Source organism: Spongisporangium articulatum (genome assembly GCF_044465595.1).
GTDB lineage: Bacteria > Actinomycetota > Actinomycetes > Actinomycetales > Kineosporiaceae > Spongisporangium > Spongisporangium articulatum.
The window spans coordinates 84,433-110,586 of the sequence record NZ_JBITLV010000001.1 but is presented as its reverse complement, the minus strand read 5'-3'; the positions used below and the strand labels follow the sequence as shown (position 1 = coordinate 110,586).

Annotated in this window: 26 protein-coding genes and 1 pseudogene; 15 read left to right on the top strand and 12 right to left on the bottom strand. The window is 72.0% G+C overall.

Annotated features, from left to right (window positions below; all coding sequences use genetic code 11):
• The first annotated feature begins 3 nt into the window (after positions 1-3).
• On the top strand, positions 4-252 hold the full coding sequence (locus tag ACIB24_RS00540; protein ID WP_398273596.1) for a hypothetical protein: 249 nt from the start codon (positions 4-6) through the stop codon (positions 250-252).
• On the opposite strand, the gene ACIB24_RS00535 is transcribed toward ACIB24_RS00540, so the two are convergent.
• Genes ACIB24_RS00535 through ACIB24_RS00520 form a run of 4 tightly spaced genes read right to left on the bottom strand, consistent with a single transcriptional unit; the run spans position 218 to position 4,327 of the window.
• Positions 218-1,264, bottom strand: coding sequence for a zinc-binding dehydrogenase (locus ACIB24_RS00535; protein ID WP_398273593.1), 1,047 nt, complete (start codon positions 1,262-1,264; stop codon positions 218-220). The two genes, ACIB24_RS00540 and ACIB24_RS00535, sit on opposite strands and share 35 nt — an antisense overlap.
• Positions 1,261-2,241, bottom strand: coding sequence for a 1-phosphofructokinase family hexose kinase (locus ACIB24_RS00530; protein WP_398273590.1), 981 nt, complete (start codon positions 2,239-2,241; stop codon positions 1,261-1,263). The genes ACIB24_RS00535 and ACIB24_RS00530 overlap by 4 nt, the downstream gene beginning before the upstream one ends.
• On the bottom strand, positions 2,238-3,047 hold the full coding sequence (locus tag ACIB24_RS00525; protein WP_398273587.1) for a DeoR/GlpR family DNA-binding transcription regulator: 810 nt from the start codon (positions 3,045-3,047) through the stop codon (positions 2,238-2,240). The genes ACIB24_RS00530 and ACIB24_RS00525 overlap by 4 nt, the downstream gene beginning before the upstream one ends.
• On the bottom strand, positions 3,047-4,327 hold the full coding sequence (locus ACIB24_RS00520) for an FGGY family carbohydrate kinase (protein ID WP_398273584.1): 1,281 nt from the start codon (positions 4,325-4,327) through the stop codon (positions 3,047-3,049). The genes ACIB24_RS00525 and ACIB24_RS00520 overlap by 1 nt, the downstream gene beginning before the upstream one ends.
• Before the next feature lie 78 nt (positions 4,328-4,405).
• Here ACIB24_RS00520 and ACIB24_RS00515 point away from each other — a divergent pair, with 78 nt between their 5' ends.
• The gene (locus ACIB24_RS00515; protein WP_398273581.1) at positions 4,406-5,254 is read left to right on the top strand and encodes a ketose-bisphosphate aldolase; all 849 of its coding nucleotides are present in this window, start codon (positions 4,406-4,408) and stop codon (positions 5,252-5,254) included.
• Here the strand turns inward: ACIB24_RS00515 and ACIB24_RS00510 are convergent.
• Positions 5,229-6,254 carry a YihY/virulence factor BrkB family protein gene (locus ACIB24_RS00510; RefSeq protein WP_398273578.1) on the bottom strand — a complete coding sequence of 342 codons (1,026 nt, stop codon included), beginning with the start codon at positions 6,252-6,254 and terminating at the stop codon, positions 5,229-5,231. The two genes, ACIB24_RS00515 and ACIB24_RS00510, sit on opposite strands and share 26 nt — an antisense overlap.
• A 94-nt stretch (positions 6,255-6,348) precedes the next feature.
• On the opposite strand from ACIB24_RS00510, the gene ACIB24_RS00505 reads away from it, so the two are divergent.
• The 5 genes from ACIB24_RS00505 to ACIB24_RS00485 are packed head-to-tail and all read left to right on the top strand — an operon-like array spanning position 6,349 to position 12,745.
• Positions 6,349-8,118 (top strand): uracil-DNA glycosylase family protein, encoded by a 1,770-nt coding sequence (locus tag ACIB24_RS00505; RefSeq protein WP_398273575.1) that lies wholly within the window; start codon positions 6,349-6,351, stop codon positions 8,116-8,118.
• Between the two features lie 7 nt (positions 8,119-8,125).
• A complete protein-coding gene (locus tag ACIB24_RS00500) occupies positions 8,126-9,718 on the top strand; it encodes a hypothetical protein (protein ID WP_398273573.1) in 1,593 nt (530 codons plus the stop codon).
• Entirely contained in the window at positions 9,715-11,235 is a 1,521-nt protein-coding gene (locus ACIB24_RS00495) for a S41 family peptidase (protein WP_398273570.1), read from the top strand. Before ACIB24_RS00500 ends, ACIB24_RS00495 begins: the two co-directional genes overlap by 4 nt.
• 10 nt (positions 11,236-11,245) lie before the next feature.
• Positions 11,246-12,304, top strand: a complete 1,059-nt coding sequence (locus tag ACIB24_RS00490) for an aldo/keto reductase (RefSeq protein ID WP_398273567.1) — start codon at positions 11,246-11,248, stop codon at positions 12,302-12,304.
• Positions 12,305-12,307: 3 nt separating this feature from the next.
• Positions 12,308-12,745 (top strand): hypothetical protein, encoded by a 438-nt coding sequence (locus ACIB24_RS00485; RefSeq protein ID WP_398273564.1) that lies wholly within the window; start codon positions 12,308-12,310, stop codon positions 12,743-12,745.
• On the opposite strand, the gene ACIB24_RS00480 is transcribed toward ACIB24_RS00485, so the two are convergent.
• The 3 genes and pseudogenes from ACIB24_RS00480 to ACIB24_RS00470 all read right to left on the bottom strand — a co-directional run bounded on the left by ACIB24_RS00480 (position 12,746) and on the right by ACIB24_RS00470 (position 15,225).
• On the bottom strand, positions 12,746-13,852 hold the full coding sequence (locus tag ACIB24_RS00480; protein WP_398273561.1) for an HNH endonuclease: 1,107 nt from the start codon (positions 13,850-13,852) through the stop codon (positions 12,746-12,748).
• A gap of 142 nt (positions 13,853-13,994) precedes the next feature.
• Positions 13,995-14,222 (bottom strand): annotated as a pseudogene (locus ACIB24_RS00475) (hypothetical protein); the annotation flags it as partial.
• Positions 14,223-14,238: 16 nt separating this feature from the next.
• Positions 14,239-15,225, bottom strand: a complete 987-nt coding sequence (locus ACIB24_RS00470) for a CHAP domain-containing protein (RefSeq protein WP_398273558.1) — start codon at positions 15,223-15,225, stop codon at positions 14,239-14,241.
• 68 nt (positions 15,226-15,293) lie between these two features.
• Between ACIB24_RS00470 and ACIB24_RS00465 the strand changes: the two genes are divergently transcribed.
• From ACIB24_RS00465 to ACIB24_RS00450, 4 genes are all read left to right on the top strand, one after another.
• Positions 15,294-16,232, top strand: coding sequence for a hypothetical protein (locus ACIB24_RS00465; protein WP_398273555.1), 939 nt, complete (start codon positions 15,294-15,296; stop codon positions 16,230-16,232).
• Positions 16,233-16,303: 71 nt separating this feature from the next.
• The gene (locus tag ACIB24_RS00460; RefSeq protein ID WP_398273552.1) at positions 16,304-18,010 is read left to right on the top strand and encodes an aldehyde dehydrogenase family protein; all 1,707 of its coding nucleotides are present in this window, start codon (positions 16,304-16,306) and stop codon (positions 18,008-18,010) included.
• A 20-nt stretch (positions 18,011-18,030) separates the two neighbouring features.
• Positions 18,031-18,807 (top strand): isocitrate lyase/phosphoenolpyruvate mutase family protein, encoded by a 777-nt coding sequence (locus tag ACIB24_RS00455; RefSeq protein ID WP_398273549.1) that lies wholly within the window; start codon positions 18,031-18,033, stop codon positions 18,805-18,807.
• Positions 18,808-18,817: 10 nt separating this feature from the next.
• Positions 18,818-19,417, top strand: a complete 600-nt coding sequence (locus ACIB24_RS00450; RefSeq protein ID WP_398273546.1) for a hypothetical protein — start codon at positions 18,818-18,820, stop codon at positions 19,415-19,417.
• Here the strand turns inward: ACIB24_RS00450 and ACIB24_RS00445 are convergent, their stop codons facing one another.
• On the bottom strand, positions 19,418-19,972 hold the full coding sequence (locus ACIB24_RS00445) for a TetR/AcrR family transcriptional regulator (protein WP_398273543.1): 555 nt from the start codon (positions 19,970-19,972) through the stop codon (positions 19,418-19,420).
• A gap of 108 nt (positions 19,973-20,080) precedes the next feature.
• On the opposite strand from ACIB24_RS00445, the gene ACIB24_RS00440 reads away from it, so the two are divergent.
• Together ACIB24_RS00440 and ACIB24_RS00435 are read left to right on the top strand one after the other, a co-directional pair.
• The gene (locus ACIB24_RS00440; RefSeq protein ID WP_398273540.1) at positions 20,081-21,664 is read left to right on the top strand and encodes a GMC oxidoreductase; all 1,584 of its coding nucleotides are present in this window, start codon (positions 20,081-20,083) and stop codon (positions 21,662-21,664) included.
• A gap of 27 nt (positions 21,665-21,691) precedes the next feature.
• Positions 21,692-23,170: an amidase gene (locus ACIB24_RS00435; protein WP_398273538.1), complete on the top strand. Its 1,479-nt coding sequence runs from the start codon at positions 21,692-21,694 to the stop codon at positions 23,168-23,170.
• Here the strand turns inward: ACIB24_RS00435 and ACIB24_RS00430 are convergent.
• The 3 genes from ACIB24_RS00430 to ACIB24_RS00420 form a co-directional block, all read right to left on the bottom strand.
• A complete protein-coding gene (locus tag ACIB24_RS00430) occupies positions 23,108-23,596 on the bottom strand; it encodes a DUF3995 domain-containing protein (RefSeq protein ID WP_398273535.1) in 489 nt (162 codons plus the stop codon). The two genes, ACIB24_RS00435 and ACIB24_RS00430, sit on opposite strands and share 63 nt — an antisense overlap.
• Complete coding sequence (locus tag ACIB24_RS00425) at positions 23,593-23,874, bottom strand: hypothetical protein (protein ID WP_398273532.1); 282 nt, start codon at positions 23,872-23,874, stop codon at positions 23,593-23,595. Before ACIB24_RS00425 ends, ACIB24_RS00430 begins: the two co-directional genes overlap by 4 nt.
• 98 nt (positions 23,875-23,972) lie before the next feature.
• Positions 23,973-24,179 carry a hypothetical protein gene (locus ACIB24_RS00420; RefSeq protein ID WP_398273529.1) on the bottom strand — a complete coding sequence of 69 codons (207 nt, stop codon included), beginning with the start codon at positions 24,177-24,179 and terminating at the stop codon, positions 23,973-23,975.
• A 425-nt stretch (positions 24,180-24,604) separates the two neighbouring features.
• Between ACIB24_RS00420 and ACIB24_RS00415 the strand changes: the two genes are divergently transcribed.
• Positions 24,605-25,111, top strand: coding sequence for a hypothetical protein (locus ACIB24_RS00415; protein ID WP_398273523.1), 507 nt, complete (start codon positions 24,605-24,607; stop codon positions 25,109-25,111).
• Entirely contained in the window at positions 25,111-26,154 is a 1,044-nt protein-coding gene (gene pstC / locus ACIB24_RS00410) for a phosphate ABC transporter permease subunit PstC (RefSeq protein WP_398273521.1), read from the top strand. Before ACIB24_RS00415 ends, pstC begins: the two co-directional genes overlap by 1 nt.

Here is a 26,154-nt window from a genome sequence, read left to right as displayed (position 1 = left end):
GCCGTGGCCGAGAAGAAGACCGCCGGGGCGTTCGACATCCGCACCCTGATCGGAGGGCTGCTCGGGCTCTACGGCGTGGTGCTGACCGTGATGGGTCTGTGGTTCACGCCGGCGGCCGAGAAGGAGAAGGTCGACGGCTCGAACCTCAACCTCGAGGTCGGCATCGGGCTGATCGTCGTGGCGGGCGTGTTCATCACCTGGGCCCTGCTGCGCCCGATCAGGGTGCCAGCTGAGCCGTCGCCTCCGCAGTGATGGAGACCAGCACCTTCACCTGCGCGCCGGACGACGACGCGTCGAACGCCGCGGCGGCCTCCTCCATCGGGTAGACCGCCGTGACGAAGTCCTCCGGCCGCACCGCCCCGGCCTGCAGCAGCCGGACCGCGTCGCGGTAGTCCTCGGGCAGGTACGTGGCGCTGCCCTGGACCCGGATCTGGTGGTCCTGGATGATCGGCAACGGCACCGTGACCTCGCGCGCCGGTACCCCGACGATCACCACGGTCCCGCCCTTGTCGGCAATCGAGATCGCCTGCCGGACGGTGGGTTCCACGGCCACGCAGTCGAACACCACGTCTGCGCTCTCGCCGAGCTCGCGGCGAACCTGCTCGGCCGCGTCCGCGGCGGTCGCGTCCACCACGGCGTCGGCGCCCAGCCGCAGGGCCAGGCCCCGCTTGGCCGGGAGGGGATCGGTGACCACGATCCGATGTGCCCCAAGGGCTTTCAGCACGCGCAGGACCAGGAGCCCGATGGTCCCGGCGCCGAGCACGGCCACCGCCTTCCCGGCGACGTCGCCGGCCACGCGCACCGCGTGCACCGGCGTCGACAGCGGTTCGATCAGCGCGGCCGCGGCCAGGGACAGGTCGCCCGGCACGACGTGCAGCCGGTTCGCCGCGATCGTCCAGCGCTCGCCCATCCCGCCCTGCGGCCAGCCGCAGCCGAAGAACTGCAGGTTCTCACACAGGTTCTCGCGCCCGGTGACGCACATCTTGCAGTGCCAGCAGGGCAGGTCGGGCTCGACTGTGACCCGGTCGCCGACCCGCACCGAGGTCACACCGGCCCCCAACGCCTCGACCACGCCGACCGCCTCGTGACCCGGGTGGTAGGGCAGCGCGACGAACGGGTGGCGCCCGTGCGCCGCGTGCGTGTCCGACCCGCAGACCCCGGCGACGAGACCCCTCACCAGCACCTCGTGCTCGGCGGGCACCGGCACCTCGGCCTCCTCCAGCCCGATACCGTCCGCCGTCACCAGCACCCTGCGCATGGTCATCCTCGACCTCCTGATCGGCCGGCCGGCGCGCTCAGCGCCCGCCCTTCCTCGACCTCGCCCACGGTGCAGGCGATCTCGTTCCGCTCGGCGAGCGGGCCGTGGGGCAGCAGGGTGCCGTCCTGCTGGACGGCGACCGCCCCGAACCGCAGGGCACTCGCCAGCCGCTCGTGCGGGTTCTGTTCCACGGCCAGGTAGCCGGCCAGGAAGGCGTCACCCGCCCCCACGGTGTTCACCACCCGTTCCACCGGTGCCGCCCCGTGCAAGCAGACCGCCTCGTCCACCAGGACCGCCCCGTCGCCGCCCAGGCTCACGAGAACGGTCTGCACGCCGCGGGTCACGAGCACCCGGGCGGCGCGGACGACGTCGCCCAGGGTGCGTAGCCGGGCGCCGGTCAGCTCGGCCAACTCGTCGGCGTTCGGCTTCACCAGGTGCGGGAGCCCGTCCGGACCGCCGGACAGCGCCACCTCCAGCGCCCGGCCCGAGGCGTCGACCGCGACCCGCCGTCCGGCCGACCGGGCGGCCGCCAGGGCGGCGGCGAACGTCGTGTGGTCGAAACCGCCCGGCAGCGAGCCGCACCAGGCCACCCAGTCGCCCTCGGTGCCGGGCCTGAGTGAGGAGTCCACGAGCAGCTCGACCTCCCGGCGGCTGAGCGTCGGCCCCGGCTCGTTCACCTTCGTGGTGCGCCCGTCGGCCTCGACCAGGGTGACGTTGCTGCGGACCGACCCGGCGATCCCGACCGTGAGCGAGTCGAGCCCGGCCTCGTCCAGCATCGCCAGCAGCTCCACCCCGCTCGGCCCTCCGGCGGGCAGCACGGCGGTCACCGGTACGCCCGCCGTCGCCAGGGCGAGCGCCACGTTCACGCCCTTGCCGGACGGTTCGACGCTCTCAGCCGACGTCCGGTTCACCCCGCCCAGCCGCAGCTTCGTCACGTGCAGCGTGCGGTCGAGGCTCGGGTTGGGGGTGACGGTGGTGATCACGGCCGGGCCACCTCCACGGCCACCCCGGCGGCCTCGAGCGCCTTCAGGTCGGCGGTGGACACACCGGAATCGGTGATCAGCAGGTCGATGTCGGCCAGGGTCGCGTGCCGGGCCCGGGCGGTGCGGCCGAACTTGGTGTGGTCGGCCAGCACGATCCGGGTCTGCGCGGCGGCCAGCATCGCCGCCTTCACCGCCGCCTCGGCCGGGTCCGGCGTGGTCAGGCCGCGGCTGAAGGAGATGGCGTTGGTGCCGAGGAAGGCCGTCTCGACGTTGACCTCGGCCAGCGCGTCCAGGGCCTGCTGCCCGACCGCGGCCAGGGTCTGGCGGCGCACCGTGCCGCCCACGTTGTGCACCTCGGCGCCGGGCAACCCACCGAGCGTCAGGGCGATCGGCAGCGCGTTGGTGACCACGGTCAGCTCGCGGTCACCGGGCACCGAAGCGGCCAGCAGCGCGGCGAACTCGGCCGTGGTCGAACCGGCGTCGATCAGCAGCGACCCACCCGCGGGCAGGTGGGCCAGGGCCGCTCGGGCGATCGCCTCCTTCTCCCGGGTGATGCCGCGCTGCTGCACGGTCGGCTCGACGGTCAGCTCGTGCACCGGGATGGCGCCACCGTGCACGCGCCGCAGCAGCCCGCGGTCCTCCAGCTCACCGAGGTCCTTACGGATCGACTCGCCACTGACCCCGAGTTCCTCGGCCAGTTGCGAGGCCTCGACCCGCCCGGTCGCGGCCAGCCGGCGCAGCATGAACTGGCGCCGCTGCTCGGCGAACATGGGCCGCACCACCCGGTCGTCGCCCTTCTCGGTCATCAGGCTCCCAGCACCTCGTCGTGGCCCAGCACCTCGTCGTCGGCCAGCTCACCCGCGGCCCGGGCGGCCAGGGTGGCCGCGCCGAGCGTCCCGGCCTCGGCCACCGGCGACACCTCCAGGGCCCCGAAACCGGCTCGTTTGGCGGCCATCACGGCGGCGCTGTGCCGCCAGCCGCCGGTCACGATCAGCCGGGCGTGCGGGCCGGCGACGGCGCTGATCGCGGCGTGCAGGATCACCGCCTCGTCGGTCGCCTGCTCCGCCGCTGCGCGCCACCTGGCCCCCCGAGAACCCTCACCGGACAACGACTCCGCGTCCAGGCCGGGCAGCCCGTCCCGATCGACCCCGAGCGCGTCCAGCGCCTGCTGCAGGTGCAGCCCGCCCTCGGTCCCGCCCAGCAGCGACCACCGGCCGGGCTGGATGCTGACGTCCGTGGTGATCCCGCCGCGGGCCAGGGTCAGCACCTGGTCGCCGGTCAGCCCGGGGGCGACGGTGCGGACCAGGGCCTCGGCCGTACCGGACGAGTCGAGTTCGTCGCCGACGCCGGTCGCGCCGGCCCCGAGCGCGGCCGCCTGGTGGTCGTGACCGGCCGTGGTCACGACCGCGCCGTGCAGCCGGGGATGCCCGGACGTGGCCGAGCCCAGCGGGGTTCCGGAGTCCACCAGGTCGGGCATCAGGTCCTCCGTCGCCCCGCTCCACTCCAGCGCGTCGCCCCACCAGCCGTCGCCGGCCAGGTCGTACCAGCCGGTGCGGCAGGCCAGGGCCCGGTCGCACACCGGGGCGGCACCGAGGCCGCGGGCCACCCACTCGGCCACGTTGAACCGGCGGGCGGCCCGCTCCGCCGTGCGCACGTGTCTCAGCAGCCAGCGGTGCTTGGTGATCGAGAACTGGCCGCGCAGCGGCTTTCCCGCCCGGGCGCCGAACGACTCCTCGCCCAGGTCGGCGCCGAGCTCGGCGACCTCGACGGCATCCCGGGTGTCGTGCCAGGCGATGGACGGCGCGCACACCGCGCCGGACGCGTCCACCAGCACCCCGGTCTCACCCATGCTCGTGACGCCCACCCCGGCCACGGTGACGGCCGGCGGGAGTCCGGCCACCGCCGACGCCAGCGCCGACAGGGCCGAGTCGAGCAGGACCGCCGGGTCGAGTTCCACCCCGAGGGGCGTCGTCCGCCAGACCGTCGGGGCCCGCCCCGAGCCCAGCTCCGCCCCGGTGGCGGAGTACGCGACCGCCTTGCTGGAGGTCGTGCCGACGTCGAGGCCGACCCACGCCTGCTCCAGCATCCGGCCACCTCGCCAAGCCTTGTACCTTCGTGGATATTATTGGATTTGCTTGTGCATTCCACAAGGGCGGGAGGCGACGTGGCCGAGGTCGGAGCGGGCGAACTGGTGGTGGCGGCCGGGCGCGACGGCCACGGCGTCGCGGCGTTCAACGTCATCACGCTCGAGCACGGCGAGGCCGTCGTCACCGCGGCCGAACAGGCCGACCGGCCGGTGATCCTGCAGGTCAGCGAGAACGCGGTGAAGTACCACGACGGGTGGCTGACCCCGCTGACCCAGGCCCTGCGGGCGCTGGCGACCGCCGCCGACGTCCCGGTGGCCCTGCACCTCGACCACGTCGAGGACGCCGGCCTCCTCGAGCGGGCCCCGGCCGCCGGCTACCGGTCGGTGATGGTCGACGCGGGGAGCCTGCCCTACGACGAGAACGTCGCCGAGACCGCGCGCCGCGCCGAATACCTGCACGCCCACGGTGTCTTCGTCGAGGCCGAGCTCGGCTACGTCGGCGGCAAGGCGACCCAGGTGACCAGCGCCCACGCGCCCGGCGTCCGTACCGACCCGGCCCAGGCCGCCGAGTACGTGCGGGCCACCGGTGTCGACGCCCTCGCGGTCGCCGTCGGTTCCTCGCACGCCATGACCGAACGCACGGCCGACCTCGACCACGCGCTGATCAGCGGCATCCGCGACGCCGTCGACGTCCCGCTCGTCCTGCACGGCTCGTCGGGCGTCCCGGACGAGAGCCTGCGCGCCGCGATCCGGGCCGGCATCGTCAAGGTCAACATCGGGACGGCGCTCAACGTCGCGTTCACCGCGGCGGTCCGGAGCAGCCTGGCCGGGTACGACGGCGTCGACCCGCGCACCTACCTGCGGGCCGCCCGCACCGAGATGACAGGCACGGCGCGGGCTCTCATCGATCTCGTGACCGCTCCCTGAGCGCGCTCAACCGCTTCCGCAGGCGGTTGGCGGTCTTGTTCTGCCCGTTGTGCTTGAACCGTACGTCCACCGACTCGAACTCCTTGGTGCGCGCGGCGTTCGCGTAGCTGGTGTAGGCCCGGCGGTCGGCGTCGGTGAGGTCGACGTCGTCCGTGAAGGGGGTCAGCAGGGTGCGCGGGTACAGGCGCTGCACGTGCACGACGTTCGCCTCGGCGCACAGCAGCATCGAGACGGCGGCCAGGTAGATCCAGGCGATCAGGCCGAGCACGATCGCGAACACCCCGTTGGTGGCGTCGGCCCGGCGCACCACCCCGCCCACGTACGCGGCCCCGGTGGACTGCAGCAGCTGCCACACCAGCGCCGCGGCGAACGCGCCGGGCAGCACGTCGGAGCGGCTCAGCGGGTGCGCCGTCGCGAACCGGAACAGGAACACGAAGAAGGCGGTGGTGATCGAGGTGGCGAGTACCGTCGTGGCGACGCGGCTCGTGGTGCCCCAGCTGTTCAGGGCCGGGAATGCGCTCAGCCCGCCGGTGACCACCACGGTCAGCCCGCCGACCAGCAGGATCACCACGCTGCGTCCGCGGGTCACGAACGGGTTTCCCCGCCGGTTGCGCGGCACCGCCCAGATCGTGTTCATCGCGTTCTGCACGGCCTGCGCCACCCCGAGCGCACCGTAGATCGACCCGAGACCGCCGATCACGACCGCCGTCGTGCTGCCGCGCAGCCCCTGCGGGTCGCCGAGCTGCTCGCCGATCACCGGGAACTGCCGTAGCGCGGAGTCGAGGATGCGCTCCTGCAGCTGCGCGTCGCCCTGCAGCAGGAAACCGAGCACCGACGCGAACAGCAGCAGCAACGGGAAGATCGAGATGAAGCCGTAGTAGGTGATCAGCGCGGCCAGGAAACCGCCCAGGTCGTCGAAGAACTTGTAGATCACGGCGAGGGGGTAGCCCAGCCACCGGTGCCGCTGCTGGAAGGCATCGAGCCGCTCCGTTCCTCGCATGATCACCAGTGTGACGGGTGATCACCCGGCAGGCATTGCCAGCCGTCACCCCGTGTGGTTCGTTGGTGCATCCGGGGGAGAGGGGTGAGCTCAGATGTGGGACGACGCGCACCGGCGCCGCGGGCCGCTCACCGAATACGACGCGGGGCCCGACCCCGAGTTCGCGCGGTTGTTCGCGCAGACGCCGCACTACCTCTCGATCGGCGCCGCCTTCGGCGACGCCCCGTTCCGCTGGCACTTCGGCCCGATCTTCTACCGCGGCCGGACGGCGCCGGGCTCGGCCAAGGTGCTCGTCATCGGCCAGGAGGGGGCCCAGGACGAGTCGCTGGCGCACCGGTCGTTCACGGGCACGACCGGCGGGGTGCTGCAGGACTTCCTGCACACCATCGGGATCACGCACTCCTACCTGTTCCTGAACACCTTCGTGTACCCGATCAACGGGCAGTACGACGGCGACTTCCCCACGCTGGCGCAGGATCCGCGCTCCCCGATCGCCGCGCACCGGGGCCGGATCCTCGACCACGCGGCGGCCACGCTCGACCTGCGACTCGTGATCGCCGTCGGCCGGGCCGCGAAGGAGACGTGTGTGTCGTGGCTGCAGGCGCACGGCGGGCACGGGGCCCCGAACCGGCTCTCCGCCGCCGACGCGAGCGTCATCCGCCCCGGTCTGCGGATGGTCGGCGTGACCCACCCCGGCAGCATCGGCACGGCCACCACCGAGGCGGAGAAGCAGGCCGCGATCGCGGCGGTCACCGCCGACTTCACCGCCGCGCTGGGTTCGGTGCGTGACTGGGCAGCCCGGGACGCGGGCTGGTTGCCCGTGGACGACGGTGCGCGGCGGGCCTCGAAGTACACCTTCGGTGTCGCGCCGGTCCCGCACCGGGACTTCCCCTTCGGGTTGTCGTGGCGCCTCGGGGTCGGGACGTCGTCCGGGGTGCGCCGTGACCTGCAGCGCAGCATCGAGCTGCCGGCCAAGGGCGCCGGAGAGGCGAGCGGTGTGAGGTACACGATCGGACCGGGCTCCCGCACCGGGTACTCCGCCGACCGCGGCGACGTGGTCGTGGAGCCACCGCGCCGCTCGCCGCTCGAGTTCGACCCGGGCCCAGGCGATTTCGCCGCCCTGCTCTCGGGTTCGGAGCCGGGCCTGGACTGGCCCGACTTCTCGACCATGGGCCTGTTCGCCGACCCGTCGTTCGGGTTCGGCCCGAGCTACCGCGGGCGGCTCACCGAGCCCTCGGTCCTGGTGCTGGCCGACCAGGCCTCGCAGGACGACCTGTTCCTGGCCCGGGCGCTGACCGGGGAGGCCGGGCAGAGGCTCCAGACCTGGCTCGCCGCTGCAGGTCTCACGCGCAGCTACGCGATCCTCCGGACGCTGCCGGTGGATTCGCTGGGGGCCGACTCCGCGGCCGTCCAGGCCGCCGTCTCCCATCCCGCCGTCGTGGCCGTCCACCGCGAGACCGTGCGTCGCGCGAAACCTCGTGCCGTGGTCGCGCTCGGCCGCTTCGCCGGTTCCATCGTGGACGACGTCACCCCGCTCGGCGTCCCCGTCGTCCGGATGTCCGCCTGGGCCGACACCCCGACGGTCCGCGCCGGCTGGCAGACGGCGCTGACCGCACTGCGCGACGTGCGCTACCCGAGAGACGTTGCGGCGAGCTTCGTCTGGAACGGGCGTCGCGGCCAGATCCCCCGTGACGACCTGCCCTACGGCACGCTGCGCTGGCAGGGCACGAGCGGCGACCGGGCGGCCCGGGGCAGCCGGCCGGGCTTCTACAAGATCACGATGCCCGCCTGGGCGGTCGCGGCGCCGCCCCCACCGATGACCGCCGCCGAGGCCCGGGCCGTGGCCGAACTCAGGCAGGGGTGAGGAATACGTGCTCGTGATCCGCTGCGACGTGGTGACCTTCGACGACACCCATCGCGTGGTCGAGGGTGGCGCCATCCTGGTCGGGGACGACGGCCGGGTGGTCGACGTACTGGCCGCGGGGGCGCCCGTCCCGGCCGCGTTCGCCGACGCCCGGGTGGTGACCTACGACGGCTACGCCTATCCCGGCCTGGTCGACCTGCACAACCACATCCCGTACAACACGATCGGGCTCTGGACGCTGGCGCGGCAGAAGACGCCGTGGGTCGACCACAACGCGTGGACGAGACCCCGCGAGTACAGCGAGCAGATCACCGCTCCCCAGGTGTTCCTCGGCTGGGCGGCCGGCCCCGAACTGCTCACCTACGTCGAGACGAAGGCGTTGATCGCGGGGACGACGACGCTGCAGGGCAACGGGAAGGCCCGCCCGCCGTTGGGGTTGCTGTGCCGCAACCTCGACACCGAGACCTTCGGCAGCGCCGACCGTTTCCGGGTGGCGACCATTCCGCCGTTCCGGCCCGCGGACCTCGACTCGGTGCGCCGTCAGATGACCGACGACGGCATCGGCTACATCCTGCACCTGGCCGAGGGATTGCGCGGCGAGGCCATGAGCGCCGAGTGGGACATGGCGTTCGACAACGGCGTCGTGCAGGACACGTTCGTCGGTATTCACGGTCTCGGGCTGGCCCGCGCCGAGCTCAAGGCCCTGCAGAAGGTCGGCGCCACACTGGTCTGGTCGCCGTTCTCGAACATGTGGCTGTACGGGGCGACGGCCGACATCGTCACCGCCCGGGCCCTCGGCCTGCGGATCTGCCTCGGCTCCGACTGGGCGCCGTCCGGCACGCGCAACGTCCTCGGTGAGCTGAAGGTCGCCTCGCTGTGGAACTCCGCGCCGCAGAAGTGGTTCGACCCGGCGCGGAAGGCGCCGAAGCCGCCGGCGGGGGGTGTGTTCACCGACCGCGACCTGTGTGACCTGGTGACCCGCAACCCGGGAGACGCGATCGCCCAGGTGTACGGCGGGCCGGAGATCGGGCGCCTGCAGCAGGGGTACCTCGCCGACCTCGTGCTGATCGCCAGGCGTGACGACGACCCCTACAAGAACCTGGTCGCCGCCACCGAGCCCGACGTCGAGCTGGTCCTCGTCGACGGCGAACCCCGCTGCGGTACAGCCTCTCTGATGAAGGCCGCGGGCGCGAAGAACGCCCACGTGGTGACCTACCGCAGTCGCGGCACCAAACACTCCCGGTCCGTCGTCCTGCGCAACCCGGCCCGGCCCGCGGCCACGTTCACCTGGTCCCACGTGACCGGCCGCCTCGAGGAGGTACGGGACGACCCGGCCGCCGCCGACCAGCAGCTCGCCGCCGCGCTCGCCGCGGCCGACGCGGGGCGGGCCGACCGGGTGTTCGTGGTCGAGGGCGACATGCCGTTCGGAACCTCCGACCGGGCACAGGAACTCGCCGCGGGTGGGGCGGCCGTCAAGCCGAAGCCGGTGCCCATCCCGCCGATCGATCCGCTCGTCCACGACGCGGCCTGGTTCGACGCCGTCGACGCGAACAGCTACCACCGCGGGCTGCTCTCACCCCTGCGAGCCTTCTACCCGTGACCGCCCACCTGCCCGCTCCGTTGCGGTTGCGGCCCGACCAGCGTCGTGACCTGGTGCTGGCCACACAGAAGCTGCTCACCGACGCCTACTGCCACCTGCCGCAGAAGCGCGCCCGTTACGGCGCCGACCCGGTCGTGCGCCTGCAGCGGATGCTCGACTCCGGAGACCACACCCGCCGCGGGCCGGCGGCGGAGCGGCTGTTCGTGGACGAGTACCTGACCGTGCTGCACGGCCTGCGTGACCTGCACACCGGGCTCACGTTCACCGACCCCCGCCGTCGGGAACGGGTGGCCGCACTGCCGGTCTACATCGAGCGGTACGGCGCCGGAACCCGTGCCTCGTACGTGATCACGAAGACCAGCGGCGCGTTCCGTGACGAGCGGCGGGTCGCGCGCGGGATGCGCGTGACGCACTGGAACGGCGTCCCGATCGAGGTCGCCGTCACCCGGCTGGCCGGGCGCACCCGCGGTGCCAACCCGGCCGCCGCGCTGGCCCGCGCCCTGGAGCACCTGACCATCCGCCCGCTCGACGAGTACCTCGAGCCCGACGAGGACTGGGTGACCCTCACGCTCGACGAGGCGGGCGACGTCCGGATGGAGTGGCAGTACCTGGGGGCGGCCGCCCTGCGGCCGTCCCGCGACCAGGAGCGGGCCGTCGCGTCCACCGCGCTCGGTCTCGACCACGACGGCCTGGCCAACCAGACCGCGAAACAGGTCATGTTCTCGACCAACACGCAGCCGGCCGGCTCGTTCCTCAAGGCGCAGACCCGCACCGTGCTGCGCCGCAGGGTCGGTTACCTGCGGATCTACTCGTTCCTGCCGCCGAACCTCGCGACCGCCCTCGACGAGGTGGTCGCCGCGCTGCGCGGTTTCGCGGACGACGGGTGCACGGGCCTCGTGGTCGACGTCCGGAACAATCCGGGCGGCAGCATCGCCCTGGCCGAGAACGTGCTGGGGCTGCTGGTTCCCGACGTCCGCCGGGTCCGGTTCAGCCTGGCCGCGACGCCCCTGACCCGGGCCCTGGCCGACGCCTCCGCCGACCTCGAAGGGTGGCGCGTCTCGCTGGCCTCGGCCGCCACGACCGGCGACGGGTTCTCCGCCGCGTTGCCGATAACCGCTGCGGTGGAGGCGGTCCCGGTCACCGACCTGCCGGCCGTGCTGATCACGGACGCCACCACGTACAGCGCCGGTGACATCTTCGCCGCCGGCTGGGCCGACAACGGGGTCGGGCCGATCGTCGGGGCCGCGGACACCACGGGGGCGGGCGGCGCCAACGTGTGGACCGTGACGCAGCTGCTCGCCCGGCTGCCCGAGGGGACCACCGACTTCCCCCTGCCGCCCGGGCTCGACCTGCGCTTCGCCGTCCGCCGGGCTCTGCGGGCCGGGCCGTCCGAGGGCCTGCCGATCGAGGACCTCGGGATCGCACCTCAGGTCGTGCACGTGATGCAGCGCGACGACGTCCTGGGCGCCAACGAGCCCCTGGTCCGTGCGGCGGTGAGGTTGCTGCCCCGGGCGTAGGGTCGACGGCATGGAGTATCGCCAGCTGGGACGTTCCGGCCTGCGGGTCTCGACCATGACCCTGGGCACCATGGGCTTCGGCGGCACGGGCTGGGCCACGCCCGTCGGGCAGATCGACGTCGAGGGGGCGCGCGAGCAGATCGCGATCGCCCGCGACGCCGGCGTGAACCTCATCGACACCGCCGACGTGTACTCGGCCGGGCTGTCGGAGGAGATCATCGGCCAGGCGCTCGGGTCCTCGCGCGACGAGGTGCTGATCGCCACCAAGGTCCGCATGCCGATGGGCGACGGGCCCAACGATGCCGGGTTGTCGCGGCACCACATCGTGCGGGGCGCCGAGGCGTCGCTGCGGCGGCTGAACACCGACTACATCGACCTGTACCAGGTGCACGAGTGGGACGGTCAGACGCCGCTCGAGGAGACCCTCGCGGCGCTGGACGACCTCGTGCGGTCGGGGAAGGTCCGGTACATCGGCTGCTCGAATTACGCGGCCTGGCAGCTGATGAAGGCGCTCGGGGTCTCGGAACGCCGGCAGCTGGAGCGGTTCGTCTCGAACCAGATCTACTACTCGCTGCACTCGCGGCACCCCGAGTCGGAGATCGTCCCGGCGTCGCTGGACTCGGGCGTCGGCCTGCTCATCTGGAGCCCGATCGCGGGGGGTCTGCTGTCGGGCAAGTACCGGCGCGGCGTCGAGGCCCCGGCCGGGTCGCGGCACCTGACCGAGTGGTCGGAGCCGCCCGTGCACGACGAGGACAAGCTCTACGACACGATCGAGGCCGCCGTGGAGATCGGTGCAGCGCACGGGGTCTCGGCCGCGCAGGTGTCGCTGGCCTGGCTGCTGCAGAAGCCCGCGGTGACGTCGCTGATCATCGGCGCGCGGACGACCGAGCAGTTGCGGGACAACCTCGCCGCGGCGTCGTTGGAGCTGGCCCCGGACGAGATCGCGCGGCTCGACGAGGTGAGCGGTGAGCCGCTGCGCTACCCGTTCTGGCACCAGCGCAACACGAGCTCCGACCGGCTCGGCCCCGCCGACCTGAGTCTCATCGGCCCGTTCCTGGGTAAGGAGTGACGTATGGGTGTTCTGGTGCGTTCGGTCCTGCTCGGTGCCGCCTCCGGGTCGCGCAGTTCACTGGGGGTCACGGCCACGACGTTGAGCGACGGCGCCACCCCGGGCTTCGGCCGCCGCGCGCGCCGCTCGCTGGTGCTGCTGGCCACGGCCGGGGAACTCGTCGGTGACAAGGTCTCGAGCGTGTCGCGGACCGAACCCGTCGGGCTCGGGCCCCGGTTGGGCAGCGCGGCGGCCGGTGGCTTCACGTTGGCTCGTCGCCGGCGGGGCGGCGTGGTCGCCCCGTTGCTGGCCGGGGCCGTGGCGGCCGGGGCCGCCGCCGGTGGCGCCTACGCCGGGGTGGCCTGGCGCCGGTGGGCCGCTCAGCGCGTGCCGGACTGGCAGGCGGCCGTCGCGGAGGACGCCGCCGCCATCACCCTCGCGGCCGTCGCCGTGCGCGGCTGATCAGCCCGCGCTTTTCGCGAGGTTGCAGGCCTGGCAGAGGCCTTGGGCGTTGTCGGCGCACGTCTTTCCGCCGGCTGCGGCCGGGGTGATGTGGTCGATCTGGCGGATGGGCGCGTTGCACCAGGGCGTGGTGCAGTACTGGTCCCTGGCCACGACGAATCGGCGCAGTCCGGCAGGGAAGAACCTGCCTCGCGATTCCATCGCCACCAGTTGCCCGGTCTCGGGTTCGGCCCACAACCTTCGGATCCATCGTTGCGCGTCTCGATCGGGTGGGTCGGCCAGCTGCCGGGCCAGCGGTGCCGGTATCGGCCCGAACCCGTTCACGTGCCCCGGCTCGTCACCCCCGCCCAGCGTCCGAGCCGGTATCACCAGCTGCACCTCGACCGGCACCGGTTCACTCGAACCCAGGACCCGCTCGCGCAGGGTGTCGGCCATGACCTGCCCCTTGCTACGCCCATCGCCGGGGTCGACCGCCGCCGCATCCGCCGCCCGGGTCAACGCGGCGTAGACCGCGACCCCTTCGGCGACCGGCAGGACCGCGGTCAGGATCGTCATGCAGTCCGGCGCCGGCCGCAGCGTGACCCGCCGCTGCACCTGCGCGGCCTTCGCCCGCTTGTAGGCCAGGCCCGGTTCCAGCGCGAACCCCAGCTTCCGCGCCTGACGCGCCACCCCGGCGTCCCCGACCCCCGACAACCGCAGCCGGGCATCCACCAGCGCCCGGTTCTCCCGCGACAGCAACGCCGTCTCGCGCACGGCGATCGTGGCCCGCCACTCGTTCGTCTCACCCGCCCGCAACGCCGCCAGGGTGCAGGGCATCTCCTCGACCAACACCCTCGCGACCCCGACCAGGGTGCGGGTCTTCTGCGGCGACTCGTGCCGCGCCGCGGCCACGTCGGCCACGACCCGCCGGGACTCCTTACCCACCGCATACGCGACAGTGGCCTCGGCCTGCACCGCCGCCGCCGCCTTCAGGACCTCCAAGGTCTCGATCAGCTCCAGCCGACCGGCATCATCCGCGGGCAGCGCAGCGCCGACGAGCCAGTCCGTGAACTCACGGACCTCGGCAGCCGTCGACGGCAAGGCGTGTGGGAACTCAAGAACAGCCACCACGCACCCCGTTTCCCCGCCGAGCCCCTCGAACCTCTGTTCGATTCTTGCCCATCACCCGGCCCGGCGCAATACCTCAAACAGATCTGTGGATAATTCGAAAGGCGTTGCTTTCGAAGCGTTTCCGCGACTAGGAGCGCCGCGACTTGGTGGACATCAACGATGCGGTCGACCGGTCCGACAAGACCGAGGCCAGGCTCGCGAACGACCCGACGGACAGCACCGAGAACGCGGACCCGATCGAGGCGACCGAGGCGAACGACCCCACGGAGAAGATCGACAGCGTCGACCCGGTCGAGCAGATCGACAGGAACGAGTTCTTCGACCGGTACGACCACCGCGACCCGTCGTCACCATCCGGATCCGTCATGACGCCAGGCTAGACCTCACGCGGGCGAGGCGAATCCGATGACCTTCTTGGCGCCGTGGTCGGACGTGTACTTGCGCGAGTCGGTCCAACCCTGGAACTGCACGGCGTCGCTCCAGTTGCCGTGCACCACCTTGACCTTCCAGCCGTCCACGGCGATCACCACCCCGACGTGACCGTTGATGCCGTTGGTCCGGTGCTTCTGCACCATGACGTCGCCGACCGCGGGCTTGTACTTGCCGCCGATGGGCTTGAACCTGACCCGCCACTCGTCCCGGAAGTCGTTGGTGTACGAGGAGTTGTACATCTTCGCGCCCGGCACGCCGGCCTTCATCCAGACCCACCAGGCGAAGTCGCTGCACCAGGCCTGGCAGATGTTCGGCTCGTAGAAGGCGTTCACGTACTTCGAGCAGTTCTCGCCGCTCTCGTGGTTGCCGCCGTGGTACTGCGCGAGCGCGACCTTCTTGATCTTCTTGCGCAGCGCCGAGCTCTTCGAATAGGGCTTCGGGTCGGTGCGTTTCGCGGTGTGCACCGTGTCGTTCAGGCGCTTGATCACGTTGGGCCCGCAGGTGGAGCCGAGGGTCCAGACCCACACCTCGATCTCGTCGAGCTGCCCGAGCCCGGGGGCCCACAACCGGCCACCCGAGCGGCTGCCGGAACCGCTCGTCACGATCTTGTGGTCGTCGGCGAACATGTACCGCTTCACGGCCTTCTTCGAGCCGTTGTAGTCGATCCCGACGATCTTGAGGGCGGCCTTCCGGCCGCCGCTCTTCTTCTCGATCTTCCAGTTCACCCGGGCCTCGGTGGCCGAGTGCCAGGAGACGGCGACGCTGGCCCGCGCCGTGCGGTCGCACGAGTAGTGGACCATCTTCTCGATGCTGTAGGGGCTTTCGGCTGCTGCACCGAGGTTCTGGGTGGCGGACGCCGACAGCGGCACCGTTCCGCCGACGATCAGGACCAGACCGCTGACCCACGCGAAACCCCGGCGCACCGTGCCTCCACCCATAACGTTCTGTATAACTGCAGTAACGCGGAGTGCACACCATAGATGAGAGGGCAACCTTGCGCATCACGATGGCGACCGTCCTCGTGACGATCTGCCTGACCGCGTGCACCGCCCCCGCCGACCATGCCCCGCCGGCCGCCACCCCCACGGTCCCGACCACACGAGGGGCCACCGCGACCACCCCCGAACCGACCCCCGAACCGACACTGACGCCGGTCCGGGCCTGGCGCCCCGTCCGCGGCGAGGTGCACGTGAAGGTCAAGCGGGCCGCCGTCCGGGCCGTCGAGGCCGCCGGTACGTGGGACGCGGACGGTGGGACGCCGTCCGCCCGGTTCCAGCGCCGGTTCGCCGCCCCGGGGGCGTCGGCGTCGACCGTCGACGTCACCTATCCGCAGATGGGTGGCCTGACCGCGACGGAGGCCAGCGTGATGGTCGTCGGGGTGCAGGCGCTGCTCGACGAAAGAGGCCACCGCAGAACGAAGGACTTCACGGTCGACGTCCGGCTGGACGTGCACCCGGACGGCTCGGCCACGGTCACCGGCATCGAGAAGCCGGTCGACGTGCCGGACGGCGGCGCCCTGAGCGCCGCCGCGCGGAAGCTGCTCCGCAACGAGAACGTGACGCTGCCCGGGGCGGCCGCGGACGACGTCCGGTCGGGGAGCCTGGACGACGGGCTGCTGCGGGTCCTGGACGGGCTCGGGCAGGAGCACGAGCTGAGCGTGCTCGACCTGCACACGGGCCACCCGCACAACGTGTTCGCCACCGACCGGGTCTCGAACCACACCCAGGGCCGCGCGGTGGACATCTGGGCGATCGACGGGACCCCCGTCGTCCAGGCTCCCCGGGCCCTCCTGTCCGAGGTGATGCGCACAGCGGGTGAACTCGGCGCCACCGAAGTGGGTGGTCCGTTCGACTACAACGGCGCTGGTCCGGGCTATTTCACGGATGCCGTGCACCTCGATCACATCCACGTGGGGATCACGGCGGGTAGGCAAGGCCTGGGCTAACCCGATCGTTTTGCGGCACGATGTGAGCAGGAACCCAGCGCCCGCTGCCCTCAGAGCCGAGGAAGACCACCATGAGCACACCCACCGTGACCGGGACGTCGTCCCTCGACGCCGCGCTGATCGCGCTCTCCACGAGCGAGGCCACGTGGGCCGCCACCGATCTGCGGGCCCGCCGCGCCCTGCTGGAGCAGGTGCACGAGCTGATCGGCCGCCACGCCCAGGAGTGGGTCGACGCGGCCGTCGGCGTCAAGGGGCTGTCGCACTCCTCGCCCCTGGTCGGTGAGGAGTGGCTGTCGGGCCCGTACGCGATGCTCACCGGCCTGACCGCCCTGGCCGACTCGCTGAAGGCGATCGAGAAGGGGAAGAGCCCGGTCGACGGGTTCAAGCTGGGCACCGCCCCCGGGGGGCGGGTCACCGTGCGGGTCACGCCGCACGGCCTCTACGACCGGCTGCTGCTGTCCGGCTTCACGGCCGACGTGTGGATGAAGCCGGGCGTCGACGCGCAGACGGTGCGCCGCCAGGCGGGGCTGTCCGAGCTCGACCCCACCAACACGCACGGTGTCGCCGTGGTGCTCGGGGCCGGCAACATCACGTCGATCGCCCCGCTCGACGTGATCTACGAGCTCTACGCCCACAACCGGGTCGTCGCCCTGAAGCTGAACCCGATCACCGACGGCCTGTACCCGGTCCTCGCCAAGGTGCTCGCCCCGCTGATCGAGCTCGGCGTGCTGAAGCTGCTCACCGGGGGTGCGGACGTCGGTGGCTACCTGGTCCAGCACGACCTCGTGAACCACGTCCACATGACCGGCAGCGCCATCACCCACGACGCGATCGTGTGGGGCCGCGGCGAGGAGGCGGCCCGGCGCAAGGCCGCCAAGACGCCGCTGCTCGACAAGATCATCACCAGCGAGCTCGGTGGGGTCTCGCCCGTCGTCGTGGTGCCGGGTCGCTGGTCGCGGGCCGACCTGAAGTTCCAGGCCCAGCACATCGCCACGATGCGCCTGCACAACGGCGGGTACAACTGCATCGCCGCGCAGGTCGTCGTCCTGTCGAGCGACTGGCCGCAGAAGGCACGGTTCCTGAAGGAGCTGCGCAAGGCCTTCGCCGCCGCCCCGCAGCGCACCCCCTACTACCCGGGCAGCGACCGTCGCGTCGCCGAGGCCTGCGACGCCTACCCGGGGGCCACGCCCCAGGGCGGTCGCGTGCTGATCGCGGACCCCGGCCCCAAGGGTCGTGACTACCTGCTGAACACGGAGTTCTTCGCTCCGGTGCTCGGCATCGTCGAGCTCCCGGGGGACGCGCCGCAGTTCCTCCAGGCCGCCGTGCGCAGCGCCAACGAGGAGTTCCACGGCACGCTCGGGGTGAACGTCGTGGCGCACCCCAAGACCATCAAGCAGCTGGGCGTGGCCTTCGAGAACGCGATCGCCGACCTGCGCTACGGCTGCGTGGCCGTCAACGCCTGGACCGGCCTGGGCTTCCTGACCGCGCGCGGCAGCTGGGGGGCCTTCCCCGGGCACACCACGGACGACGTGCAGTCCGGCATCGGCGTCGTCCACAACGCGCTGCTGCTCGACGGCCCCGAGCGCACCGTCATCCGCGGCCCGTTCCGGCCGATCCAGCGGTCGCTCACGCACGGAGAGGCGTCGATCTCGCCGAAGCCGCCGTGGTTCGTGAACAACCGGACGGCGGCGCACACGGGGCGGGCGCTGGTCACCTTCGCGGCGAAGCCGAGCCCCCTGCGCATCCCGCGCGTGGTGCTCAACGCCCTGCGCGGCTGAGGGCGACGTAGCCTGGCCGCATGACTGCTGCCGAGCGCGCCGCGCGCCTGCTGGAACTGCACCGGGCCCCCGGGCTGCTGACCGTCGTGAACGTGTGGGACGTGATCAGCGCCCGGGTGGTCGCCGACGTCGAGGGGACGACGGCGCTCGCCACCGCGAGCCACTCGATCGCCGCCTCGCGCGGCTACGAGGACGGCGAGAACATCCCGGTCGACGAGATGATCGCCGAGGTGGCGCGCATCGTCGCCGCGGTGTCGCTGCCCGTCTCGGCCGACCTCGAGGGCGGCTACGGCGACGCGCCGGAGACCATCCGCAAGGCGATCGGGGTCGGCGTCGTCGGCGCCAACATCGAGGACCAGATGAAGCCGCTCGCGGAGGCGGCCGCCCAGGTCGAGGCGATCATGAAAGCCGCTGTGGCGGAGGGCGTCCCCGACTTCGTGCTGAATGCGCGGACCGACGTGTTCCTGCGGGCGGGCGACCGGGACCCGATCGAGGTGCTCGAGGACGCGACGGCGCGGGGCAAGGCGTTCCTGGACGCCGGGGCGCCCGTGGTGTTCGTGCCCGGTCTGCTCACCGAGGCGCAGATCGGTCACCTCGCCGACGCGTTCGGCCCGCAGCGCCTGACCACCATCGGGGTGCCCGGCTCGGTGGCGCTGAGCCGGCAGGAGGACCTCGGCGTCGCGCGCGTCTCGTACGGTCCGTTCGCGCAGCGGGTGGCCCTGACGGCGCTGGCCAAGCTCGTCGAGGACGTGCAGGCCGGGGGTGGCCTGCCCGGCGACGTCCGGAACCTGAACTAGCCTCCACTACGTGGCAGACGAAGAACTCGAAGAGACGCAGTGGACGACGCCCGCCCGGGCCGCCTACGTGGTGGCGGTCGAGGCGGCGGTCCAGGCCCTGCGGGCGCACGCCGAACGGGTCCACGAGCGCGAGGGCAAGGCCGACGAACTCGGCGCGTACTTCGAGTCCACCGAGGAGCTGCGGGCCGCCCTCGACGGGCTGTCCGAGGCCGAGTTCGACCTGACCGGGTCGTTCCCGTTCGTGCTGACCGGGTACGACGAGGACGACGAGGGAGAGTTCGAGGACTTCGACGGTGACGACCTCGGCACGGAGCTCGACGGCGAGGAACCGGTCGAGTCGTTCCTGACCGTGGAGTACCGGGCCCAGTTCGCCGTCGTCGACCGCGAGGGCCTGCTGCGGGCGGGCCGCGAGGCCTACCGGGAGGCGTGGCCCGACGCGGGCGACGAGGACGCCGAGACCGAGGTCCCGGCGGTGACGAACGCCGTCGGTGAACTCCTGCACGTGCACGGGCTGGCGGCGCTGGACGCCGACGTCGACTACCTGGAACCGCGCTGGCACGAGGTGTCGGTCAGCGAGTCCGACGAGGAGATCGACCCGGACGAGGAGTAGCTACTGCACGGTCCGCACGATGCTGCGGACCTGCTCGCCGATCTGGTCGAACGGCATCATCCCGGCCCCGGCCATGATCATCGTGCCGGCGAAGGCCAGCAGCACCGTCATCGCCTGTTCCTCGCTCAGCTCGTCGCCGACCACCACCGCGAACCGCTGCATGAAGTCCTCGACCATGGTCTGGCGCACCCGCGTCGAGTCGGGGTCGTTGCCGAGGATGGTTGCCTGCAACGCCCCACGCAGCTCCGGTTCGGCGCCGATGGCGTCCGCGAAGGACTGCAGAAGGGCGGCCAGCCGCTCACCGACCTGGCCGGTGGTCCCCTCCGGCGGGTCGGGCAGCGTCTTGACGTGGCGCAGCAGGATCGAGGCGACCAGGTGCTCCTTGGAGGAGAACACCTTGTAGGCGGTGGCGGGCGAGACCCCGGCCCGGCGGGCGACGAGGCGCACGGTGAGGCCCTGGTAGCCCGACTCCCGCAGTTCCGTGGCCGCGGCGTCGATCAGCCGTTCGGGCAGGTCGCCGTCCGGCATCGGCCTGCGCAGGATCGGTTCCGCCACGCTGCCGAGGGTACGGGAGCGGCCGGGTCAGGCCGCTGCGGTCGCTCGTGTCGAAAACTACCAATGGGTATAGACAGCTGTTTATACGACTGTCTATGGTCTCGGCTCATGTCGTCGATGACCCGCCGCACGTTCGTGTCCGGACTCGCCGCGGCCGGAGCCGCCGCCGCGACCACCCTGGGCGCCCGCCCGGCCGCCGCGGCCGTGAAGACCGTCCCCGTGACCCGCTCGGAGGAGCGGCTGGTGGTGATCGGCTCCGGGTTCGGCGGCGGCGTGAGCGCGTTGCGGTTCGCGCAGGCCGGCGTCCCGGTGCTCGTCCTGGAGCGCGGCCTGCGTTGGCCGACCGGTCCGAACGCGAACACGTTCCCCGACATCCGCTCGCCCGACAAGCGGGTGTTCTGGCTCGGCTCGTCGCCGTCCATCTTCGGGATCCAGGGGTGGCCGTTCCGGAAGTACACCGGGCTGATCGAACGGGTCGCCGGGAAGAACATGGACATCCTGTGCGCGGCCGGGGTCGGCGGTGGCTCGCTGCTCTACCAGGGCATGACGCTGCAACCGTCGGCGAACGTGTTCGAGGCGACCATGCCCGCCGGGCTGGACTACACCCGGATGGCGGCCGTCCACTACCCGCGCGTGGCCTCGATGCTGCAGGTCGAGACGGCCCCCGACGAGCTCATCGCGTCGAAGACGTACAAGGCCGCGCGCATCTTCAAGCGCAACGCGGAGGCGGCCGGGTACCCCGTCGAGAAGATCCCGATGCCGATCGACTGGACCTACGCGCTGCGCGAGCTCAAGGGGGAGATGAAGCCCTCGTACACCAACGGCGCCGGCGCGCTGGGCGTCAACAACGGCGGCAAGCACACGGTAGACGTCACCTATCTCGCGCAGGCCGAGGCGACCGGGCGGGTGCGGGTCGAGGTGCTGCACCAGGTGACGGCGGTGTCCCTGGCCAAGGACGGTCGATGGGTCGTCGAGGCCGACCGGATCGCCACGGACGGAACGGTTCTGGAGAAGAAGGTCATCACCACGAAGGGGTTGGTGATGGCGGCCGGGCAGGCCGGGACCACGCGGCTGCTGATGCGCTCGGCCGCCCACGGGTGGATCCCGGACCTGCCCGACGGGCTCGGCACGAACTGGGGGTCCAACGGCGACCGGATCTACACCTGGACGTCGTTGGCCTCCGACTTCGGCTCGCCGCAGGGCGGTCCCGTCATCTACGGGACCAAGGACTGGGCCGACCCGACTCACGCCAACACGATCATCCAGGCGTCGCTGGGCCCGATCCCCGACGTGCGCACCACCATGATGGTCGGCTACGGCGTCAGCGCCGGGCGGGGCCGGTTCGTGTACGACGCGGCCAAGGACGACGCGGTGCTGCACTGGCCGAAGGGCGCCGACGAGCCGCTGCACAAGGTGATCGCGGCCCGGGCCAACCGGATCAAGGGCCCGTTCGCCGCGCTCGGCGACACCACCTTCGCCTACCCGTCGACCTGGCACCCGCTGGGCGGCGCCTCGATGGGCGTCGTGTGCGACCTCGAGGGTCGGGTGCAGGGGCACCGCGGGCTGTACGTGCTCGACGGTGCCTTGATGCCCGGGACGACGGCCGCCTGCAACCCGTCGATGACCATCGCCGCCGTCGCCGAGCGGGCCACCGACGAACTCGTGAAGACCGACGTCGGGTCTGTCTTCTGACCCGCCCCGCTCACTAGGGTCTGGGCCATGTTCAGCGCAGAGCAGTACGCGGCCACGGACGGCCTGGGTCTGGCGCAGGCGGTCGCCGAGGGTGAGGTCACGGCGACGGAGCTGCTGGGCTGGGCCCGCGCCCGGTTGGCCGCGGTGAACCCGCAGCTCAACGTGGTCGTCACGACCCTCGACGAGTACGCCGACAAACGCGCGACCGAGCCGCTGTCGGGCCCGTTCGCCGGGGTCCCGTTCCTGCTGAAGGACCTGATGCAGGACCTGGCGGGTTACCCGACGTCGGGCGGCTGCCGCGCGCTCTCACGGACCCCGGCCACGCGGAACGAGACCGTCGTGCAGCGCTGGCTGGACGCCGGCGTGGTGGTGTTCGGGAAGACGAACACCCCCGAGTTCGGCAGCAAGGGCGTGACCGAACCCGAGCTGTTCGGGCCGGCGCGCAACCCGTGGGACCCGTCGCGGACCCCGGGCGGCTCGTCGGGCGGCGCGGCCGCCGCGGTGGCGAGCGGCGTCGTCCCGGTGGCCGCGGCCAGCGACGGGGGCGGGTCGATCCGCATCCCGGCCGCCTGCTGCGGCGTGTTCGGCCTGAAGCCCGGTCGCGGGGTGGTGCCGGCCGGGCCGAAGGACTCGGAGCACATGTTCGGCATCGCGACCGACGGCGTGATCTCCCGGTCGGTGCGGGATTCCGCGGCGATGCTCGACGTCCTGGCCGGGCCCGATCCGGCGCCGCCGTACGTCGTCGCCCCGCCGGCGCAGCCGTACCTCGCCGAGGTGGGGCGCGAGCCGGGGCGGCTGCGGGTCGGCGTCCAGACCGCCTCGGCCCTGAATCCCGACCTGCACCCGGAGGCGGCGGCCGCCGCGCGGGACGCGGCCGAGGTGCTCAGCGGCCTCGGGCACGAGGTCGAGGAGGCGTCGGTCGACTACGACGACGCCGAGCTGGCCCGCGACTTCCTGCTGCCCTGGTTCGTGCAGGTGGCCGTGCAGCAGCGCGAGGCGTTGCGCGACTACCGGGGTCGTGGCGGCACCGAGCTCGACACCCGGGTGATGGCGGCCATCGGACGGGCCACGAGCGCCCCCTCGCTCACCGAGACGTTGAACCGGTGGCACGGGTACGTGGCCGCGCTGAGCGCGTTCCACGACCGGTACGACCTGCTGCTCACCCCGGCGCTGTCGCAGCCGCCCGTGAAGATCGGCGCGCTCGCGACGTCGCCGCTGGAGCGCTTCGGAGCCCGGCTGGCGCTGGGCCTGCGGCTCGGCTGGATCCTGCCGCACATCGGGATCGTGCAGACGGTGATCGACAAGAACCTCGGCTGGGTGCCCTACACGCAGCTGGCCAACCTGACGGGCCGGCCGGCGATGAGCGTCCCGCTGCACTGGACCGGCGACGGGCTGCCCTTGGGGGTGCAGCTCGTCGCCGGTCCGGGTCGGGAGGGGATGTTGTTACGACTGGCGGCCCAGCTGGAGGGCGCGCGGCCGTGGGCCGACCGCCGACCAGGGGTCTGACTCCCGGGCCCGGGCGGCCAGCAGGAGCGCCGTCCCGAGAGTGAGCCCCCAGACCAGGTACCACGGGTCGAAGAGGTAGGCGTGCCAGCGGTACACGGGCGCGTCCAGCGCGTCGGGCACGCCGATCAGGACCAGGACCGCGCCGTAGGCGGCCATCCCGGTGGCGGCCGCCCACGCCGTCCAGGTCCAGCCGGAGTGTTCGCGCCGGCCGGTGGCGGCGAGGCCGGCCACGACGGCGACGAGCATGCCCGCGGCCAGGAGGGCGGACACGGCGGCGAAACCGCCTGTGCCGCCGATGATGTGGGTTCCGTAGTCGGACACCCAGCGGTGACCGCCGAGCGCCCAGTAGAGGTTGAGGGTGGCGTAGGGGAGCCCGATCACGGCGGCCAGGACGGCGGTCGCACGGGCGGCGCGGAGGTTCTTCATCGGACCTGCTCCAGTTCGCGCTCGCTCTGCGGCGTGCGCTGGGTGGGCATCGGCCGTTCGGACGGCTCCTCGGCCAGTTCGATGGCGAGGGCCTCGGAGGGCCGGACGACGGGTTCGGGGGCGGTCGCACGACGGCTGCTGCGGTCGTGGACGAGCAGGGCGAGGCCTGCGACCAACGCGATGATGATCATCCCGGTGCCGATCTGGGTCAGCGAGCTCAGGATGACGATGACGGAGGCCATGTAGAGGGCCCCCAGGAAGGAAAGGATTGAGGCCATGGCAGAGACGATACGAATCTGTATTCGATACGTCAATGTATTCGATACGAATGTGTATGTGATCTGACCGACACGGGGGCCGGGGTGGGCGTGGAGGGTCAGTACCGCCGGCGCGGCTGGGGCATGAGGGCCAGGTAGCGCTCGATCTCCCGGACGCCGCGGGCGGCCTCGCGCGCGACCGGGTCGCGGCGTGCGGGCCGCGGGATCCAGCCCGTCAGCTGACGCCGGTGCTCGAAGGCGTAGCCGCACGTCCAGCAGAACGACGCGCAGACCAGGCCGGTGAGGACGAACGCCGAGAGGCTCACTAGAACTTGTTTCAGTGCGTGAGCGAGAGTCATGGCCGGCGCCTCCTCTTTGAGAACCTGCCCGCTGCGTCTGCTCAGGGTCACTCGAGTGGGCGTACGTGCGCAACGGGTGCTCGCGACAGTCCGCACCGAGCGCGACAGGAGCGGCATGCCGGGGTCCCTGCCCCATTGGGCCCCTGACCTGGGGTTGAGCCACTTCTGACCGGATTCGGCGACGTCGACACCGCGTCGTGCACTGTCTGATTCATGCCGAATGTCGAGATCGGTAGGTCCCGTTTACGTCGGTCATGTCCGGCGTTTCATGACGGTTGCCCGCCGATTGGCCAGTCCTCAACACGATCATCCCGGCTCCGCACGTTCCTCAGGAAACACCAAGGTCCCCCTCAGCCCCGGCGATGCGACGCGCGCCCTCAGAAGGAGCAGGTATGTCTCAGCCTCGATTCCTGCTCCTGCACGGAATCTGGGACCGTGGTGCCCCGCGCCCGGTCTGGCCGAACGCCGACGACGCGGTCCGCCGCGACGGCGTCAACGGCGAGTGCTGGTACAGCTGGCGGCTTCTCGGCACCAACAACCGCGAGCTCGGTCGCGGGTCGCTGGTCTACGTCTCCCCGCAGGCCTGCCTCGAGGCGATCCAGGTCGCTCGCCGTGACGTCGCCGACCTGCGGCCGAGCGTCGTCATCGGCCAGGACCGCCAGTGGTGGTGGCGGGCCGACCTCGGCGGCTCCACCTTCGCGGTGGCGGCGCGTGGGTACCAGCGTCAGCGCGAATGTCGATACAGCCTGGGCATGTTCGCCGCGACGTTGGCCACCGCGGACGGCCTCGACGGCCTGGAGGCCGAGTGCCCCGACGGGCGCTGTACCACGCCGGGGCCGGGGCGAAGATCCGCGCGCGGCCTGCGCATGATGCCGGTCGGCGCCCGGGGGGTCGCCTGATGACGATCGACATCGGGGACACCGTGGTCGTGACTCCCCCCGAATCCGGCGAGGCCGGCGACTCCGGGCCCGGCTGGCGCCCGTACGGCCGGCTCTCGGTGGCCGACCAGATCTTCGCCTGGGTGGCCCGCCTCAGCGGGGCCGTGGTGCTCGGGATCATGGGCCTGGTCGGGGTCTTCCTGGCCGGTCGGGCCTGGCTGGCCTTGTCCGATGCCGGATTCCGCTTCTTCACGGTTCAGGCGTGGGAGCCCGACTCCGGCAACTTCGGGGTGGCCGGCATCCTCGTCGGCACGATCCTGATCGGCCTGCTCGCGATCTGCATGGCTCTGCCCCTGGCGCTGGCCACCGCGCTCTACATCTCGGAGTACGCGCCGGCCCGCCTCAAGCGGACCTTCATCAGCGCCGTCGACCTGATGGCCGCGGTGCCCAGCGTCGTCTTCGGGCTCTGGGGTGTGTTCTTCCTGCAGGAGCACGCCGTCAGCGCGCTGGACTGGTTCACCACCTACTTCCGCTGGATCCCTCTGTTCGACGTGCCCGCGCGGGAGGACCCGCACGACCCGCTGCGGACGTTGACCGACCTCAAGTCGTCGACGTTCATGGCGGCCATGGTCGTCGGCATGATGGTCACGCCGATCGCCTGCTCCATCATGCGAGAGGCCTTCGCCCAGGCTCCGGTCGGTGAACGCGAGGGGGCTCTGGCCTTGGGCGCCACGCGCTGGGGCATGATCCGCTCGGTCGTCCTGCCCTACGGTCGTGGGGCCATCATCGGCGGCACCATGCTCGGTCTCGGCCGGGCGCTCGGCGAGACCATCACCGTGGCGATGATCATCTCGCCCGTCTTCGTGATCCAGCCCCACGTCCTCTACAAGGGCGGGATCTCGGTCTCGTCCCTGATCGCCCTGCAGTACGGGACGGCCAGCCCCTTCGCGATATCCGCGCTGTTCGCAGCGGGTTTCGTCCTCTTCCTGATGACCATGGCGGTCAACTTCCTGGCGGCCACGTTCGTGAGCCGCAGTCGATCCGGCGCAGCGAGCGAGGCCTGA

Excerpts from the sequence above, each read along its gene's own strand:
- ACIB24_RS00460 (WP_398273552.1), top strand. The coding sequence starts at position 16,304 with ATGAGCACACCCACCGTGACCGGGACGTCGTCCCTCGACGCCGCGCTG.
- ACIB24_RS00505 (WP_398273575.1), top strand. The coding sequence starts at position 6,349 with ATGTGGGACGACGCGCACCGGCGCCGCGGGCCGCTCACCGAATACGAC.
- ACIB24_RS00535 (WP_398273593.1), bottom strand. The coding sequence starts at position 1,264 with ATGACCATGCGCAGGGTGCTGGTGACGGCGGACGGTATCGGGCTGGAG.
- ACIB24_RS00455 (WP_398273549.1), top strand. The coding sequence starts at position 18,031 with ATGACTGCTGCCGAGCGCGCCGCGCGCCTGCTGGAACTGCACCGGGCC.
- ACIB24_RS00490 (WP_398273567.1), top strand. The coding sequence starts at position 11,246 with ATGGAGTATCGCCAGCTGGGACGTTCCGGCCTGCGGGTCTCGACCATG.
- ACIB24_RS00415 (WP_398273523.1), top strand. The coding sequence starts at position 24,605 with ATGTCTCAGCCTCGATTCCTGCTCCTGCACGGAATCTGGGACCGTGGT.
- ACIB24_RS00510 (WP_398273578.1), bottom strand. The coding sequence starts at position 6,254 with ATGCGAGGAACGGAGCGGCTCGATGCCTTCCAGCAGCGGCACCGGTGG.
- ACIB24_RS00525 (WP_398273587.1), bottom strand. The coding sequence starts at position 3,047 with ATGACCGAGAAGGGCGACGACCGGGTGGTGCGGCCCATGTTCGCCGAG.
- pstC (WP_398273521.1), top strand. The coding sequence starts at position 25,111 with ATGACGATCGACATCGGGGACACCGTGGTCGTGACTCCCCCCGAATCC.
- ACIB24_RS00440 (WP_398273540.1), top strand. The coding sequence starts at position 20,081 with ATGTCGTCGATGACCCGCCGCACGTTCGTGTCCGGACTCGCCGCGGCC.
- ACIB24_RS00485 (WP_398273564.1), top strand. The coding sequence starts at position 12,308 with ATGGGTGTTCTGGTGCGTTCGGTCCTGCTCGGTGCCGCCTCCGGGTCG.
- ACIB24_RS00470 (WP_398273558.1), bottom strand. The coding sequence starts at position 15,225 with ATGGGTGGAGGCACGGTGCGCCGGGGTTTCGCGTGGGTCAGCGGTCTG.
- ACIB24_RS00425 (WP_398273532.1), bottom strand. The coding sequence starts at position 23,874 with ATGGCCTCAATCCTTTCCTTCCTGGGGGCCCTCTACATGGCCTCCGTC.
- ACIB24_RS00465 (WP_398273555.1), top strand. The coding sequence starts at position 15,294 with ATGGCGACCGTCCTCGTGACGATCTGCCTGACCGCGTGCACCGCCCCC.
- ACIB24_RS00520 (WP_398273584.1), bottom strand. The coding sequence starts at position 4,327 with ATGCTGGAGCAGGCGTGGGTCGGCCTCGACGTCGGCACGACCTCCAGC.
- ACIB24_RS00435 (WP_398273538.1), top strand. The coding sequence starts at position 21,692 with ATGTTCAGCGCAGAGCAGTACGCGGCCACGGACGGCCTGGGTCTGGCG.
- ACIB24_RS00430 (WP_398273535.1), bottom strand. The coding sequence starts at position 23,596 with ATGAAGAACCTCCGCGCCGCCCGTGCGACCGCCGTCCTGGCCGCCGTG.